This is a genomic window from Verrucomicrobiia bacterium (assembly GCA_019634625.1).
GTDB lineage: Bacteria > Verrucomicrobiota > Verrucomicrobiia > Limisphaerales > CAIMTB01 > CAIMTB01.
In genome coordinates this window covers 16,384-31,479 of record JAHCBA010000018.1, presented here as the reverse complement: position 1 = coordinate 31,479, position 15,096 = coordinate 16,384, and the positions used below count along the sequence as shown (strand labels likewise).

Here is a 15,096-nt window from a genome sequence, read left to right as displayed (position 1 = left end):
TCCAACGCTCCTCCCCCCTGAAATCCTCCATTGGCCCGACTCACGGCGCCCTTCAAGCCCGGCCTACTGCAGAAGTCTCAGCGCGCTCTGCGGAAGCGAGTTGGCCTGGGCGAGCATCGCCGTTCCCGCCTGCACCAGGATGTTGTACCGCGCGTACTGGGTGCTCTCCTCGGCCACATCCACATCCTGAATCCGCGAACTGGCGGCCATCAGGTTCTCCTTGTTCACCTGAAGCTGCTCCGAGGTGAAGTTCAGACGCGACTGATACGCCCCGATGGTGGCGCGGTCCGACGCGAGCTGGTTGATCGCCTCCTTGATGTTGGTCAGCGCCGTCGCCGCCCCACCGGTGGTCGAAATGGTGGTCCCCGAATCCAACGCGGCGGTGTACGCGGTGTCCCCGAGATTCAACCCGTCCATCGTGAACGTGTTCCCCTCGGAGTCGATCGTCACGTCCAGGTTCGCCCCGTTGAACAGCGAGACGCCGTTGAAATCCTTGCTCGCCGTGTTCGAGATGTACTCCTGCAACTGCTTGAACTCGGTCTGGTACAGGTCCCGGTCCGAGCCGCCCTTGGTGACGTCCTGGGCCAGGATCGACAGCTCGCTCATCCGGTCCAGCGCCTTGGCGATCTTCTTCAGATAGCCGTCCTGGGTCTGGGTGAACGACACCGCGTTCCCGACGTTGTTGCGCGCCGCCGAGAGGCGCTGCACCTGCGCATCGAGCCGCGAGGCCACCGCCAGGCCGGCTGCGTCATCCGCGGGATTGACGATCTTGGATCCCGAACTCAGTCGGGCCAATGACTTCGCCAGCATGCTGCTGCTGGTGGCCAGCATGGACGCCGATGCCTGGGCCTGGATGTTCGTGTTGATGACCATAAGAGGAAGGGATTAGGAGTGCGCGGCGCCAGGCGCCGTTACAGGGGTGACGTTGTGGGGGGTGAGGGTTTGCGGAGCGGGCTGGGCGCCCTTCCATCGTGGCAACACCGGGCGCACCGTGTGCACCGCCTCGCGGTTGCTGCGCTGGATCTCGTCATAGACTTCCTGCCGGTGCACCGGCACGTCCTGCGGCGCCTCGATGCCCAACCGGACCTGGTCGCCGTCGATCCGCACGATCCGCACCGTGATCGATCCGCCAATCACGACGCTTTCGTTGATCTTTCGGGTTAAAACGAGCATGGCCGTGTCGAAGAAGGTTCAGGCGACAACACCAAGGGGGTGTTGCAGGGGAAACGAAGCGGCGTTCAACGGGATGACCTGCTTCCCGACCCGCGTCCGACGGTTGAACACCACCGGACCCTTGAGATTCACCGTGGACGAACCGTTGTGCCGGAGGGTGACGATATTGAGAACCCAGGCGTCCGCCGGGTTCTCGATCCCCAGGAACCGGACGTCCTCTTCGCTCAGGTCGGGCCGGTAGTCGGTGAGCACCACCGCCGGCGGCACCACCAGGAAGGCGTGCTTCGGGTCCTCCGCCATCTGCAGCCAGAGAAACGGCGCCTCCTCCGGCATCCCGACGACTTCGTACTTCTTGATGCGCTCGAATCCGAGCAACCCAAGGGGCAATTCCACCCGTTGGTCGTCGCCGATCCCGGTGTTCGTTCGCTCGCTGGGGGCCATGGTCGTCATGCTCGTCGTTGTCGCCGGCCAAATAGCAGTCGCTGTGCCAGACCGTTCGCAACCCCCCGCCAGCAGGCTCCAACCCAATGGGAATCAACGGATAACCCGACCCGCAGCCCCCCGGACCGCCAGCCCACCCCCAAGCCCGTTCGTCTAGGCAGAATCCTCCACTGCCCGGTTCAACCCGGCGAGATTTGCCCGGACCCGACACCCCGGCACGCCCACCCGGCAACATTCAACCCCCCTCGCCCTCCCCACCGGGCGCTCGTTGCCGGGCCCGGTCCGGATTCCAGCAGAAACAGCCGGAATTCCCCCGCCCCACCATTAAGGAAAGGCCCTCTTCCGCCGATGCCCCACCTGTGGGGGCGCATGGGCCCGCCGGGTCCCGGTCGAGATCCGTCACCCAGCATCCCCGGATGCCCCATGCCAACCCGCGCGGAAAACGTCTCCGACTACGACTTCATCATCGACCTCGTCTATGAACGCTCCCGCATCCGCCTGCACGATGGCAAACACGCCCTCATCCGGGCCCGCCTCGGCAAACGGATGCGCTGGCATGGATGCGACACCTTCGCCGAATACTGCGATCTCCTCCGATGCCGCGCCGACGAGAACGAGATCCAGCAGGTCGTCGATGCGCTGGCGACCAACTTCACCGGATTCCAACGTGAACCGGACCACTTCGATTTCCTGATTCGCAACGCCCTGCCCCATGTGCTCCGACCGAACCAGCGGCGCTTCCGCGTCTGGAGCGCCGCCTGCGCCACCGGGGAGGAACCCTACTCGATCGCCGGCCACCTCGCCGACCACTATCCCCCTCAGGAAGGCTGGGACTGGGAGATCCTGGCCTCGGACATCTCCACCAAGGCGTTGGCCGCCGGATCGGCCGGCATCTATCCCCTGGATCGCGTGCAATCCCTGCCGCCCAACTGGCTGCGCCAGTACTTCCAACGCGGACAAGGCCGTTACGAAGGACACGTCCGGGTCAAATCGTGGCTCCGCGACCGGATCCGCTTCGAGCAGATCAACCTCCTCGGCGAATACCGGTTCGACCAGCCGTTCGAGGCCATCTTCTGCCGCAACGTGATGATCTACTTCGACCGCACCACCCAGGAGGAACTCGTCCGACGCCTGGCCCGGTTCCTCGCCCCGAATGGCTGCCTCCTCACCGGCCATTCGGAAAGCCTCACCGGACTGGCCACCGGGTTGAGCTGCCTCCAACCCAGCGTGTACCGCAAGGCATAGTCCCGACCATGCCCGCGCCCAAACTCGTCGGATTCGAACACCGGGTCATCGTCGGCATCGCCGACCTGGCGGTCTCCAACAACCCCTCGGTCACGCTGACCACCTACTCCCTTGGCTCCTGCCTCGCCGTCGCCATCTTCGATCCCGTCGTCGGCGTCGGCGGCCTCCTCCATATCATGCTCCCGGACTCCTCCATCGATCCGGTCAAGGCCGCCGCCCAGCCAGGCATGTTCGTCGATACCGGGGTCGCCGCCCTCTTCCGCGCCGCCTACCAGCTCGGCGCCGAAAAAATGCGCCTGCGCATCGCCATCGCCGGCGGCTCCCAAATCATGGATACCGGCGGCTTCTTCAATATCGGCCGCCGGAACTACGAGGCCCTCACCCAGCTGTTCCAACGGCATGGACTCCGGATCGCCGCCGAACAGGTGGGCGGCCTCGTCAATCGAACCGTGTACCTCTCCCTGGCCACCGGAGAGGTGCGTCTGAAGGTGTCCGGGCAGGTGGCGGAAACCGTGCTGCTATGCGGGAACTAGACGACTATCTGAACCGGGTGAAGAACCTGCCCCCGGCGCCCCGCGTGCTCCCCGAGCTGCTGGCGCTCCTCCGCGAGGAGAATGTGGACACTTCCCGCGTCGTGGCCGTGATCAACTACGACCCGGGCCTCACCGCCAACGTGCTCCAGCTCTGCAATAGCGCCTTCTTCGCCGCCTCCACCCCGGCCGACGACCTCCACGAAGCCGTCACCCGGCTCGGCTTCCGCCAGGTGTACCAGTTGGTCACCGCCCTGGTCGGCAGCCGTACCCTGGGCCCCGCCCAGAAAGGCTATGGCATCGACAAGGGCGAACTCTGGAAACACTCCGTCGCCTCCGCCATCGCCGCCCAGGCCGTCGCCCGTCACCTCGGCACCCCGGAATCCACCGTCTATACCGCCACCCTCCTCCACGACATCGGCAAGATCGTCCTCAGCGAAGCCCTCGAACACCAGTACCACCAACTCGTGGCGGAAACCCAGGACCGCCAGCAGTCCCTCCTCGAATCCGAAAAAGCCCTCCTCGGCTTCCACCACGCCGAGGTGGGCGGCCGACTCCTCACCCGATGGCGCCTCCCCGCCAACCTCGTCGATGCCGTCACCCACCATCATGCCCCCCTCGACGCCGGCCCCCATGCCCGCCTCGCCGCCCATGTCTATCTCGGCAATATGATCGCCCACTCCATGGGCATGGGCTATGGCTGCCTCCCCTTCGCCATGCGCGGACGTGACGAGGTCCTGGACCTCCTCGGAATCTCCGCGGAGGAACTGCCGCGCTTCATGATCGAAACCTTCGAACAACTCGCCACCATCGAAACCCTGTTCCGCGTCGGCTCCTGATTCACCCCCGCCCCAACCCTCCTCCCGCCCCCCCAGGCCCCCCCTCATGTCACGCATCCGGACGCTGATCGTCGATGACTCCGCCCTGGTGCGAACCATGCTGGCTGACAACCTGGGCCGTGACCCCGACATCGAGGTCGTCGGCACCGCCGTCGATCCCTACGCCGCCCGCGACAAGATCCTCGCCCTCGATCCCGACGTCATCACCCTCGACATCGAGATGCCCCGGATGGACGGGCTGACCTTCCTCAAGCGGATCATGCAGCACCGGCCGATGCCGGTCGTGATCATGAGTTCCCTCACCCAGTCGGGTTCCTCCCAGGCGCTCGAAGCCCTTCAGGCCGGCGCCGTCGATGTCGTCGCCAAACCGGGCAACGCCTACACCGTCGCCGATACCGCCGAACTGGTCGCCAAGATCAAGGCCGCCGCCCTGTCCCGCCATCGGCGCCGCTCCCAACCGCCCCAACCCGCCGCCCCCACCCCCGCGCCAGTCTCCCCTCTCCCGGCCAATCCTGTCGCTGTCCCGGTCCCCGCCCCCATCCCGTCACCCCGCCACCCCGCCGTCGGCATCCCCCCAGTCCCGGAGTCCGGGCGCCCGCCCCGCACCTACCCGCCCCGCACCCTGATCCTCATGGGCGCCTCCACCGGTGGAACCGAGGCCCTCAAGTCGATCCTGACCCGCCTGCCCTCCGACCTCCCCGGCATCTGTGTCGTCCAGCACATCCCGGCCTACTTCTCCGCCGCCTTCGCCGAACGCCTCAACCAACTCTGCACCCTCGAGGTCCGCGAGGCTCAGGACGGCGACCGCATCCAGCCCGGACGCGTCCTCGTCGCTCCGGGCGGGCGCCATCTCCTCGTTCGCTGGGTCGGTTCGCATTACGTCGCGTTCCTCAGCGACGGACCGACCGTGCACCATCAGCGACCCGCCGTGGACGTGCTCTTCGATTCGGCCCTCAAGGCCGGCGCCGCCCCCGACGCGCTGGCGGTCCTGCTCACCGGCATGGGCGCCGACGGCGCCGCCGGCATGCTCCGCCTGAAACAGGCGGGCACCCGCACCCTCGCCCAGGACGAGGCCACCTGCGTCGTGTTCGGCATGCCCCGCGAAGCGATCCGCATGGGCGCCGCCGACGAGATCCTCCCCCTCGACCACTTCGCCGCCCGCATCGACCGCCACGCCTCCACCAAGTCGCTGAACTGACCGTCATCCCAGATCCTCCACCCCTTCCCGCTCCCCCTGCCCCTCAAATGGACGCAACTCACGTGCACATGCACGCCGTTTCAGTTCATTTGCCCGACTCTCCCCTCCCGCACCGCTTCCCTTCACCTGAAATGGACGCAACTCAAGTGCACATGCACGCCGTTTCAGCTCATTTGCCCAACCCTCCCGTCCCGCACCGCATCCCTCCGCCCGAAATGGACGCAACTCACGTACACATGCACGCCATTTCAGTTCATTTTCCCAACCCTCCCCTCCCGCACCGCTTCCCTTCACCTGAAATGGACGCAACTCACGTGCACATGCACGCCATTTCAGCTCATTTGCCCAACCCTCCCCTCTCACACCGCATCCCTTCACCTGAAATGGACGCAACTCACGTGCACATGCACGCCGTTTCAGCTCATTTGCCCAACCCTCCCGTCCCGCACCGCATCCCTCCGCCCGAAATGGACGCAACTCACGTACACATGCACGCTATTTCAGTTCATTTTCCCAACCCTCCCCTCCCGCACCGCTTCCCTTCACCTGAAATGGACGCAACTCAAGTGCACATGCACGCCGTTTCAGCTCATTTGCCCAACCCTCTCCTCTCACACCGCATCCCTTCACCTGAAATGGACGTAACTTGCGTGCACATGCACGCCGTTTCAGCTCATTTGCCCAACCCTCCCCTCCCGCACCGCTTCCCTTCACCTGAAATGGACGCAACTCACGTGCACATGCACGCCGTTTCAGCTCATTTGCCCAACCCTCCCGTCCCGCACCGCTTCCCTTCACCTGAAATGGACGCAACTCACGTGCACATGCACGCCATTTCAGCTCATTTGCCCAACCCTCCCCTCCCGCACCGCATCCCTTCACCTGAAATGGACGCAACTCGCGTGCATAGGCATGCCGTTTCGAGCTCCGCCTTGGGTCCGGCCCGATCGCTTCGATCCTGCCCGAACCTCCCATTCCGCGTGGGAACTGGCGATCACGATCACGATCACGAGTACGAGGCCTGCTGCAAGAAACCGAGATGCGCTCGACGCAGTAGGGCGCATCTCCGAGGTGTCGGAAGGGGCAACGGAATCGGGGTCGGGGTCGCTATCGGAATCGGTATCGACAGGAGCCAAGTGGCTTCGCGCATCCCCGGAGTCCGTTCACTGTTCGATTCCGCCCCCGACCCCGACGGTCCCCTCGTCGTATTCCTCGACCGATCGCATCTCCGACAACATGGCGATGCGCTCGACGCAGGACAGCCCACGACGTTGCACTCGACCCCGGCGCCCCGGTCCGGCACCCTTCGCCCACCTCACCTATGGGCACCGAGAGCTTCCGAATCCTTCCGCTCGATGTTCTCATCTTCGTGGTCTTCATCGTGGCGGTGGTCTCCATCGGCCTCTGGAAGAGCCGCGGCGAAGCGGGCAGCGAGGACTACTTCCTGGCCGGCCGCGGACTGAAGTGGTGGCTGATCGGGTTCTCCCTCATCGCCGCGAACATCTCCACCGAGCAGTTCGTGGGCATGAGCGGCAACGCCGCCAGCCACGTGGGCCTGGCCATTGCCAGCTACGAATGGATGGCCGCCGTGACCCTGGTGATCGTGGGCTTCGGATTCCTCCCGTACTTCCTGCGCGCCGGGATCTACACCATGCCCGAGTTCCTCGAATACCGGTACAACGCCGCCGCCCGGACCATCATGGCCCTGGCCACCATCTTCATCTACATGCTCCTCCTCGGCGCGGTCACCTACTCCGGCGCCCTCACCATCAGTTCCCTCGCCGGCAAGGCCGGCTTTCCAGTCAGCCTCTCCACCGGCGCCCTCGTCATCGGCGCCGTGGCCATGCTCTACGTCACCGCCGGCGGTCTCAAAGCCTGCGCCTGGGCCGACCTTCTCCAGGGCAGCGCCCTCATTCTTGGCGGCGGCATCGTCATGTATTTCGCCTTCCAGAAACTCGGCATGGCCACCGAGGCCGCCGCCGTCGTCAGCGCCCAGACCGGCGCCGTCGAAATCCGTTCCCTCGCCCCCGAGGCCGGCGCCATCGAGCGCTTCTGGGACCTCAACGGCTCGCGCATGAACATGTTCCTGCCCGCCGACGACGCCGTCCTGCCCTGGACCGCCCTGCTGATGGGCCTGTGGATTCCGAATTTCTACTACTGGGGCCTCAACCAGTACATCACCCAGCGCACCCTGGGTTCAGCATCCCTCGCCGAAGGCCAGAAAGGCATCGTCTTCGCCGCCTTCATGAAGCTCCTGATCCCCTTCGTCATCGTCGTCCCCGGGATCATCGCCTTCAACCTCTACTCGACCGACATGCGCCTTGAGGCGGCCTCCGACAACGCCAACGTCCTCTCCCGCTACCACAAGGCCAATCCCCAGTCCCGCTTCGTCGAAGTCGCCATTGCCCCCGACGCCGAGGCCGTGGCCGCCTGGCCCTCCGGACGTTATCTCCTGGCGGTGTACCCCGATGCCACGACGGCCGCCGCCGTGCGGACGCGCAATGCCTACGTCCTGCCGATCACCCAGGCCCGCTTCGACCAGGCTGTCCCCGGCCGCTATCCCCAGTTCACCACCGACGACAAGTCCTGGCACGCCGTGCATCCCGACTGGGCCGTCGAGGTGGAGGCCTTCAACCGCGCCGCGGCGGAAGCCGCCCAGGCGGCGGGCCAGAAGACCACCACCGAAAAGCTGATCGCCTTCAAGTACGACACCGCCCTCGCCCAGCTCCTCGGCCATGTCCTGCCCCAGGGAATCGGCCTGGTCGGCTTTGTCTTCGCCGCCCTCCTCGGTGCCGTGGTCAGTTCCCTCGCCGCCATGCTCAATGCGGCATCCACCATCCTGACCATGGACCTCTACAAGAAACACCTCGCCCCCCAGGCGCCCACCGGCCGCATCATCCTCGTCGGCCGCCTCTCGGTGGTGGTGTTCGCCATGATCGCCGTCTTCCTCGCCCCCGCCCTCGGCAATCCCCGCATCAGCAACAGCATCTTCACCATCATCCAGGAGGGTCAGGGCTTCATTTCCTCGGGCATCCTCGCCGCGTTTGCCTTCGGCATCCTGGTCCGCCGCGCCCCCGCCATGTGCGGTGTCGCCGCCCTGCTCACCAACATCGCCGCCTACGGCCTCCTCAAACTCACCGTGCCCGGCCTCCAGTTCATCAACCGCATGGCCGTCTGCTTCGCCCTCTGCATCCTGGTGATGGCGGTGATCACCGCCCTCAAACCCCTGGCCCAGCCCCGCGAATTCAAGCGTGTCACCCAACTCGACCTCAAAACCTCCAAACCCGCCGCCGTCGCCGGCATCGGCGTCATCGCCATTACCCTCGTCCTCTATGCCATCTTCAGCCCCTGGGGCGTCGCCCGCTGATCGTTCGGGACATTGACAATCCACGCCGGACCCGCAGTTTCGCGCCGCCATGAGCCTCCTCAAACCGTCCCTCTGGGCCGGCCTCCTCGCCGCCGCCCCCATCGCCCTCGCCGTTGTGAACCCGCCCATCACCGAAATCCCCGTCCGCACCATCGAAGGCAAGCCGACCACCCTCAAGGAACAGCCCGGCCGGCTCTACCTGGTGGTCAACGTCGCTTCCAAATGCGGCCTCACCCCCCAGTACACCGCCCTCGAAAAACTCCACCGCACCTACCAGCCCCGCGGCCTCGCCGTGGTCGGATTCCCCTGCAACGACTTCGGCGCCCAGGAACCCGGCACCCCCCAGGAAATCGTCGAGTTCTGCAAAACCCGCTACGACGTCTCCTTCCCCCTGATGGAGAAGGTCCACGTCAAGGGTCCCGAACAGCATCCCCTCTACGCCGCCCTCACCGGCAAGGACGCGACGTTCCCCGGCGACATCGCCTGGAACTTCGGGAAGTTCCTGGTGACCGCCGACGGCAGGGTCCTCCGCCGCTTCGAACCCCGGACCGCCCCCGACGACCCCGAAGTGGTCAAGGCCATCGAAGCCTTCCTCGACGCGAAATAGCCCGGCACCGGCACCGGGAATCCGCAAACCGGGCTCCCGGTTCCACACGGCCCGCAATGCCTGGCGGCCCGGGCCATCCCGGGAATCGCGCAACGCCTCCTTCCGCCCCGATCGGCCCCCTCCCCTCCCGCTCGGGCACGGCTTGTAATTTCGATCCCGCCGACCAGACTCGCGCCCATGAAGAACGACGTCGTGCCCGTTCAGATTCGCGGCCTGGTCCCCGCGAATGGAGGCATCGCGATCTTCATCGGCAACGAGGAAAAGGTCTTTGTCATCCAGGTCGAAACCGGAATGGGCCGCGTCATCTCCAATTTCCTGCGCAAAGCCCAAAACGAACGCCCCCTCACCCACGACCTCATCGGCAGCATCTTCAAGGGCTTCGGCATCACGCTCGAACGCACCGTCATCTCCGAACTCCGCAATTCCACCTACTTCGCCCGGCTCATCCTCAAGGAGGAAAACGAGCTGGGCACCAAACTGGTGGAGATCGATTCGCGCCCGAGCGACTGCATCGCGCTCGCCGTCGCCCACGGCCGGCCCATCTACGTGGCTGAACCCCTCTTCGAACAGGTCGAGGACATGTCGGAGGTCCTCGACCAGCTCAACCAGTCCGGTTCCCCTGACAAGACGGAAGGCGAGGGAGACTGATGGGCCGCACCCCCGCCGGCTCCCCCCCTCTCTTCATCGCCTGGGGCGATGATGACCACGCCGTCACCCGCCGCACCAAACAGGTGTTCGAAGACTGGCGCCGGGAAGCCCCCGACGCCGATTGCGAAGTCATCGACGGCACGGCCGCCAATGCCGAGGAGGCGCTCCGTGTCCTCGGCCGCCTCCGCGAAGCCCTTCGCACCCTCCCCTTCTTCGGCGGCTCCAAGTCCATCTGGCTGAGGAGCTGCAACTTCACCGGCGAAGGACGCGTCTCCGAGGCCCAGTCGGTCCAGGCCTCCCTCGCCGATCTCGGCCGCGAACTCGCCGCCTTCGACTGGCGCAACGTCCGCCTCGCCGTCAGCACCGGCAAAATCGATCGCCGCCGCGCCTTCTACAAGACCCTCGACACCCTCGCCGATTCCGGCGGCGCCCGCATCGAACACTTCCCCGCCCTCAGCCCCGACGATCGGGACTGGCGCGAAAAAGCCGAGTCCATCGCCGCCGCCGAGTTCCGCGCCCTCGCCAAACGCCCCTCCGGCGAAGCCCTCTCCAGCTTCGTCGAGCAGGTCGGTCCCAACAGCCGCCTCCTCGCCTCCGAAGCCGCCAAACTCGCCACCTATGTCGGGGACCGCCAGGACATCGCCCTCGCCGACGTGGAAGCCGTCGTGACCCGGGGACGTCACGCGCGCGCCTTCGCCCTCGCCGATGCCCTCGGCGACCGCGATCTCCCCCGCGCCCTCCGCTGCCTCCAGGACGAACTCTGGGCCATGCAGTCGGATCGCCAGCGCTCCGAGATCGGCCTCCTCTACGGCCTCATCACCAAGATCCGTACCCTCATCCTGGTTCGCGAAATGTTCGCCGAAGGACTGCTCCGCAAATCCTCCGATTACCGCTCGTTCTGTGCCCAGTTGAAGACCCTCTCCGTCGAGGGCCTGCCCGCCGACCGCCGCTACAACCCCCTCGAAATCAATTCCTACGTCCTCTTCCGCGCCGCCCAGCAATGCGCCCGCTTCACCCCCGGGGAACTCGTCCTCGCCATGGAGGAACTCCTGCAATGCAACCGGCGCCTGGTCGGCAGTGACCTGGATGGCGCCCTGGTTCTCCAAATGGCCATCACCCGCATCGCCAGCCCCGCCACGCCGCCATCCCCCAACCCTGTGACCGCCAAGGCCCGTTGATGTCGTCACCGGAAGAGGTACCCTGATTTCGTGGTGAGGCCCGCCATGGATGCCAACGCCGTCACGACCCATTTCTCCGCCCTCGCCGCCGGCGATCTCGCCGTCGTCCGCGTGGACGGCCCCGGCGTCTGCCGGGAATGCGGGCGGTTCGAAAACCTCCTGCTCGACATCGAGAAACGCGGGTTCGCCTCGATCCTTCTCGACCTCTCCTCGTGCGGGCGCGTGGACAGCACCTTCGCCGGCGTCCTGCTCCGCCTCGCCGAGCGGATCAACCGCCGCCCCCCCGGCGCCAAGCCGCTCCAGGTCGCCGTCACCGGTGCCAATCGGTCCATCATCGAACTCCTCGACACCCTCTGCCTCGACGACCTCTTCGACCGTGTCGATCTCCCGCCCGCTCCCGACCTCGCGCCGCTCGACATCGCCGACCGCGACCGTTCCAAGGAGGAGATCATGGCCCTGAGTCTCGACGGTCACGAACGGCTCGCCGCCCTCAACGACGAAAATGCCCGCCGGTTCGCCCAGCTCCTTCCGCTCCTGAGACAGGAACTCGCCAGGGCCGGCCAACGCCGCGCCGGCCAGCCCGACCCCGCCGACTCGTAGCCCATCCGGGCCGCGACGCTTCCGTTCCCCTACCGCAGATCCCGCCCCTGGGTCAGCCCGCCCACGGTCCAGTCGAGGTTGTATTCCCCGTAGGGCTCCGTCTTGTTCAGCCGCCGGTACTTCGCGAATTCGGAATGCCCGTCCACGAACAGCAACGGAAACCCGTCCTTCCCGTGGGCGATGTTCCGGTCCCCCAGGTGTCCGTGCTCCGGTTCGGCAAAACACGGCGCGATCCCCTTCTGGGCCGGGTATTTCACCTCCGTGGTCGTCCGGGGCGTGAGTTGCGGCGCGTACGTGTCGTCGTTGTAGAACTGGTGATAGTAGTAGTACGAATTCGCGAACGGCAGCTCGTTGGTCCGCAGGTTGTTCCCCCCGCCGTGCTGGCGCGCCCAGGCAATGTTCCACGGCAGCCCCTTGTCCGCCGGACACAGATAGAACGCCCGCCCGTTCGTGCTGATGTACGGATCGAGCAACCGCAGCAGATCCACAAACGGCATCTGGGGCCAGCGCCGCCCCGAGTACGGAAACCGGTCCGAATTGTCCCCCGTGTACATCGCCATCGAGATCCCCACCTGCCGCAGGTTCGACAGGCACCGCGCCGTCAGCGCCTGCGTCTTCGCCCGGCTCAATGCCGGAAGCAGCATGCTCGCCAGGATCGCAATGATCGCAATGACCACCAGCAATTCGATCAACGTGAACCCCTGCCATCCCCAACGGCCCCGCTCCTGCCCCACCCCCGACCGATGCGTTTCCTCGTGTCTCACCGCGCCCTCCTTCCTGTTCATCGCCACACCCGCCCGAACACCCGCTCCAGCAGCGCGCTGGTCCGCGCCGCCGGATCGTCCCGGATCCGGCGCTCCTCCTCCGCAATCTTCAAAAACAACCCGTCCAGGCTCTTCCGGGTCACGTAGGCGTCGAGATCAAGATTCTCCGGCCCCAGCAGCGACCGCCCCAACCCTCCCAGCAACCCTCCGCCACCGCCCGCCCCCAACCCCGCCCGGTCCAGTGCCCGCTTGTAGGCCGAGGTGACCCCCGCCTTCTCCGTCGCCTCCCGCACCCGCGGCAGAAAACGCGCCTCCAGGTCGCCGAAGCTCGTCCTCCGGAAGTAATCCGTCGCCGCCGTGTTGGTCGAAATCACGATGTCGCGCGCGTCCGCCAGGGTCATCTTCGAGATCGCATCCCCCAGGATCGCTGCCGCCTCCGGCACCGCCGCCTCCGCCGCCCGGTTCAAGGCCACCGTGAATTCATCGGCCAGATGCCCCTGTCCCAGTGTTCGCAACACGCCCTCCACCCGCTGCAACCCTTCCGGCATCGGGATCTTCACCTGCGCATCGGCCAGAAATCCGTCCTCCCGCCCCAACCGGTCCACCGCCTGTCGCACGCCCCGCTGCAACGCCTCCTTCAATCCCGACACCAGTTCCGATTCCGTCGGCGCCTCCGCCGTCGCCGCCCGTTTCCGCAACCCCAACCGCTCCCACAAACTCGCCTCCGCCGCCAGCGGCACGCACAGCACCACCAGCAACCCTGCCACCCAGCTCCTGATCCGACGTTCACGCATCATGGTTTTTCTCCGCTCTCTTTCTGCTCTCAATATGCATCCCACCATTGCCCTCACTCCCTCCTGCCCTGCTCTGAATCCCTGCCCATTGCGGCAGGGAGCACGGAGAGCCCTTTCCGCGCGTTCATGGACACCTCCCCGGGGCCGCGAAGGGCTCAGCGCCCGAGGATGACCCCGGCCGATCTCCCCTCCAGTTGCGCCCGCGCTTCCTCCGCGCGCGCCGCGAAGAACCGCTTGAGCTGGTGAACCGCCCGCCGCCGCTCGTCATGCACGTGCCGGTCCCTCGGCCCCGAATAATCCGGCTCGCCCACCGCACGCTCGAACTGCCCCAGCCGCCGGCCGGACTGCTCGGCCACCGCCGGACGAATCAGCGCCGCCAGCTCGTCCAGCCGCGCATCCAGCCGTTCCGGCACGAACTGCGTCCCGAGCATCCGCTCCAGTTCCGCCCGGTACCGCCGCAGAAAAATCTCCGACGCGAACAACCGCTCGAGAAACCGTTTCCGCCCCACCCACGGGTGAAAGAGACTCGCCCGTTCCCGCTGCTCCGCCGTGCCCACAAACGGGAACTCGCCCCACGAATGATCCAGATCCCATGGACTGAACCCGAACCGGTCGGTCCGCGGATCGTGCCAGAACAACATGTTCTGTCCGTTGTCCAGCACGCTGTCGTAGCTGGCGGTCAGGCAGAGCGCGGCGAAGAACCGGGCCAGGGCATCCAGGTCGAAAAACCCCTCCAACCCCTCCTCAAACGCCGCGCCTTCCGCACGGGTCGCCCAGCGGCACAATTCCATCAAACGCCGCTGCTGCCCCTCGTCCGGTTTCGTCTTGGGATCATAGACCGCCGCATACGCCGCCCAGTCGTCCCCCAAGTCATCGAACAGTTCCGGCGTGACCGGCTTGTACAGGGCCACGCCATCCACCCCGAACGCCGAACGCAACCAGGCCGCATCGGGATTCTCGACCATCAGGTACAATCCCAGCAGTTCCCGCTCCCACCGCCCTTCAATCCCCAGATACAGGCGGAGAAAGGTGGTCCGTGGCGCCGGCACCCCCGCGTCCCGGAAAAACTCGTACCCCAGCGTGTCGCTCAAGAACGACCGGTCCGCCTCGAGATTGTGCAGGTTCAGCGTGGAACGTCCCGCCAGCCTCTGACCCCGGACATGCCGGTTCAGGTCGAGCTTGAACGGACGTCGATAACTCCGCAGCCCGGCCAGGAACGTCCCGTTCCCCTTGAATCGCGCCCCGACATTCGTGAACACCACCCCCCCGAACTCGAAGTCGCCCCGCGACCACGGCAGATCGAACCCGAACACGCCGGCCACCCCGGGCCGGGCCGCATGCGGATTGCGCAATCGTGGCGTGCCGTCCGGCCCCAGCCAGTCCGGCATCGACGGAATCCGCACCGGACCCAGCCCCTCCCACTGTTCCGCCGTGAACCGCAGGTGCCCCTCCCAGATCCGCATCGGGTCGTACAATGCCTCCCCCGACGCCAGTCCCCGCGCCTCCCACACCGGCCCCTCGTACGCCGGCCCGCCGCCCGTCCCCGGCTCCTGCAGGCTGCGCAACTGCCCCTCCAGGGACCGCTCCATCACCCAGGTCCGCACCCCGGGCCGCTGCCACAGCAGATACCCCGTCACCCCCAACCCCACCACCAGCCCCACCCCGCTTCCCGCCAGCACCAATCCGAAGATCAGCAGCCGACGCGCCCAGGA

At 66.3% G+C, this 15,096-nt stretch carries 15 protein-coding genes; 9 read left to right on the top strand and 6 right to left on the bottom strand.

Features of this window, described 5'->3' with window-relative positions:
* Nucleotides 1-63: 63 nt before the first annotated feature.
* Genes KF833_12280 through fliW form a run of 3 tightly spaced genes read right to left on the bottom strand, consistent with a single transcriptional unit; the run spans nucleotide 64 to nucleotide 1,623 of the window.
* Complete coding sequence (locus KF833_12280) at nucleotides 64-873, bottom strand: flagellin (GenBank protein MBX3746074.1); 810 nt, start codon at nucleotides 871-873, stop codon at nucleotides 64-66.
* A 12-nt stretch (nucleotides 874-885) separates the two neighbouring features.
* Complete coding sequence (gene csrA / locus KF833_12275) at nucleotides 886-1,173, bottom strand: carbon storage regulator CsrA (GenBank protein MBX3746073.1); 288 nt, start codon at nucleotides 1,171-1,173, stop codon at nucleotides 886-888.
* Nucleotides 1,174-1,191: 18 nt separating this feature from the next.
* Nucleotides 1,192-1,623 (bottom strand): flagellar assembly protein FliW, encoded by a 432-nt coding sequence (gene fliW, locus KF833_12270; protein ID MBX3746072.1) that lies wholly within the window; start codon nucleotides 1,621-1,623, stop codon nucleotides 1,192-1,194.
* Between the two features lie 414 nt (nucleotides 1,624-2,037).
* Here fliW and KF833_12265 point away from each other — a divergent pair, with 414 nt between their 5' ends.
* The 9 genes from KF833_12265 to KF833_12225 all read left to right on the top strand — a co-directional run bounded on the left by KF833_12265 (nucleotide 2,038) and on the right by KF833_12225 (nucleotide 11,826).
* Entirely contained in the window at nucleotides 2,038-2,859 is an 822-nt protein-coding gene (locus KF833_12265; GenBank protein MBX3746071.1) for a protein-glutamate O-methyltransferase CheR, read from the top strand.
* Between the two features lie 8 nt (nucleotides 2,860-2,867).
* Nucleotides 2,868-3,392 carry a chemotaxis protein CheD gene (locus tag KF833_12260; protein MBX3746070.1) on the top strand — a complete coding sequence of 175 codons (525 nt, stop codon included), beginning with the start codon at nucleotides 2,868-2,870 and terminating at the stop codon, nucleotides 3,390-3,392.
* Nucleotides 3,380-4,228, top strand: coding sequence for an HDOD domain-containing protein (locus KF833_12255; GenBank protein ID MBX3746069.1), 849 nt, complete (start codon nucleotides 3,380-3,382; stop codon nucleotides 4,226-4,228). Before KF833_12260 ends, KF833_12255 begins: the two co-directional genes overlap by 13 nt.
* 46 nt (nucleotides 4,229-4,274) lie before the next feature.
* The gene (locus KF833_12250) at nucleotides 4,275-5,426 is read left to right on the top strand and encodes a chemotaxis response regulator protein-glutamate methylesterase (protein ID MBX3746068.1); all 1,152 of its coding nucleotides are present in this window, start codon (nucleotides 4,275-4,277) and stop codon (nucleotides 5,424-5,426) included.
* A gap of 1,321 nt (nucleotides 5,427-6,747) precedes the next feature.
* Nucleotides 6,748-8,793: a sodium/solute symporter gene (locus KF833_12245; GenBank protein MBX3746067.1), complete on the top strand. Its 2,046-nt coding sequence runs from the start codon at nucleotides 6,748-6,750 to the stop codon at nucleotides 8,791-8,793.
* A gap of 49 nt (nucleotides 8,794-8,842) precedes the next feature.
* A complete protein-coding gene (locus KF833_12240) occupies nucleotides 8,843-9,400 on the top strand; it encodes a glutathione peroxidase (GenBank protein ID MBX3746066.1) in 558 nt (185 codons plus the stop codon).
* Nucleotides 9,401-9,577: 177 nt separating this feature from the next.
* The gene (locus KF833_12235; GenBank protein MBX3746065.1) at nucleotides 9,578-10,048 is read left to right on the top strand and encodes a bifunctional nuclease family protein; all 471 of its coding nucleotides are present in this window, start codon (nucleotides 9,578-9,580) and stop codon (nucleotides 10,046-10,048) included.
* Entirely contained in the window at nucleotides 10,048-11,226 is a 1,179-nt protein-coding gene (locus tag KF833_12230) for a DNA polymerase III subunit delta (GenBank protein MBX3746064.1), read from the top strand. Before KF833_12235 ends, KF833_12230 begins: the two co-directional genes overlap by 1 nt.
* 45 nt (nucleotides 11,227-11,271) lie before the next feature.
* The gene (locus KF833_12225; GenBank protein MBX3746063.1) at nucleotides 11,272-11,826 is read left to right on the top strand and encodes a hypothetical protein; all 555 of its coding nucleotides are present in this window, start codon (nucleotides 11,272-11,274) and stop codon (nucleotides 11,824-11,826) included.
* Nucleotides 11,827-11,855: 29 nt separating this feature from the next.
* Here KF833_12225 and KF833_12220 read toward each other — a convergent pair whose 3' ends face one another.
* The 3 genes from KF833_12220 to KF833_12210 form a co-directional block, all read right to left on the bottom strand.
* The gene (locus KF833_12220) at nucleotides 11,856-12,611 is read right to left on the bottom strand and encodes a type II secretion system protein (protein ID MBX3746062.1); all 756 of its coding nucleotides are present in this window, start codon (nucleotides 12,609-12,611) and stop codon (nucleotides 11,856-11,858) included.
* Nucleotides 12,608-13,387: a DUF4197 domain-containing protein gene (locus KF833_12215; protein ID MBX3746061.1), complete on the bottom strand. Its 780-nt coding sequence runs from the start codon at nucleotides 13,385-13,387 to the stop codon at nucleotides 12,608-12,610. The genes KF833_12220 and KF833_12215 overlap by 4 nt, the downstream gene beginning before the upstream one ends.
* A 152-nt stretch (nucleotides 13,388-13,539) precedes the next feature.
* Entirely contained in the window at nucleotides 13,540-15,063 is a 1,524-nt protein-coding gene (locus tag KF833_12210) for a CotH kinase family protein (protein ID MBX3746060.1), read from the bottom strand.
* Nucleotides 15,064-15,096 lie beyond the last annotated feature (33 nt).

Bases quoted from the DNA above. Each gene is read 5' to 3' on its own strand.
- fliW (MBX3746072.1), bottom strand. From the start codon at position 1,623: ATGACGACCATGGCCCCCAGCGAGCGAACGAACACCGGGATCGGCGAC.
- KF833_12245 (MBX3746067.1), top strand. From the start codon at position 6,748: ATGGGCACCGAGAGCTTCCGAATCCTTCCGCTCGATGTTCTCATCTTC.
- KF833_12255 (MBX3746069.1), top strand. From the start codon at position 3,380: ATGCGGGAACTAGACGACTATCTGAACCGGGTGAAGAACCTGCCCCCG.
- KF833_12265 (MBX3746071.1), top strand. From the start codon at position 2,038: ATGCCAACCCGCGCGGAAAACGTCTCCGACTACGACTTCATCATCGAC.
- KF833_12215 (MBX3746061.1), bottom strand. From the start codon at position 13,387: ATGATGCGTGAACGTCGGATCAGGAGCTGGGTGGCAGGGTTGCTGGTG.
- KF833_12240 (MBX3746066.1), top strand. From the start codon at position 8,843: ATGAGCCTCCTCAAACCGTCCCTCTGGGCCGGCCTCCTCGCCGCCGCC.
- KF833_12230 (MBX3746064.1), top strand. From the start codon at position 10,048: ATGGGCCGCACCCCCGCCGGCTCCCCCCCTCTCTTCATCGCCTGGGGC.
- KF833_12225 (MBX3746063.1), top strand. From the start codon at position 11,272: ATGGATGCCAACGCCGTCACGACCCATTTCTCCGCCCTCGCCGCCGGC.
- csrA (MBX3746073.1), bottom strand. From the start codon at position 1,173: ATGCTCGTTTTAACCCGAAAGATCAACGAAAGCGTCGTGATTGGCGGA.
- KF833_12260 (MBX3746070.1), top strand. From the start codon at position 2,868: ATGCCCGCGCCCAAACTCGTCGGATTCGAACACCGGGTCATCGTCGGC.
- KF833_12220 (MBX3746062.1), bottom strand. From the start codon at position 12,611: ATGAACAGGAAGGAGGGCGCGGTGAGACACGAGGAAACGCATCGGTCG.
- KF833_12280 (MBX3746074.1), bottom strand. From the start codon at position 873: ATGGTCATCAACACGAACATCCAGGCCCAGGCATCGGCGTCCATGCTG.
- KF833_12250 (MBX3746068.1), top strand. From the start codon at position 4,275: ATGTCACGCATCCGGACGCTGATCGTCGATGACTCCGCCCTGGTGCGA.
- KF833_12235 (MBX3746065.1), top strand. From the start codon at position 9,578: ATGAAGAACGACGTCGTGCCCGTTCAGATTCGCGGCCTGGTCCCCGCG.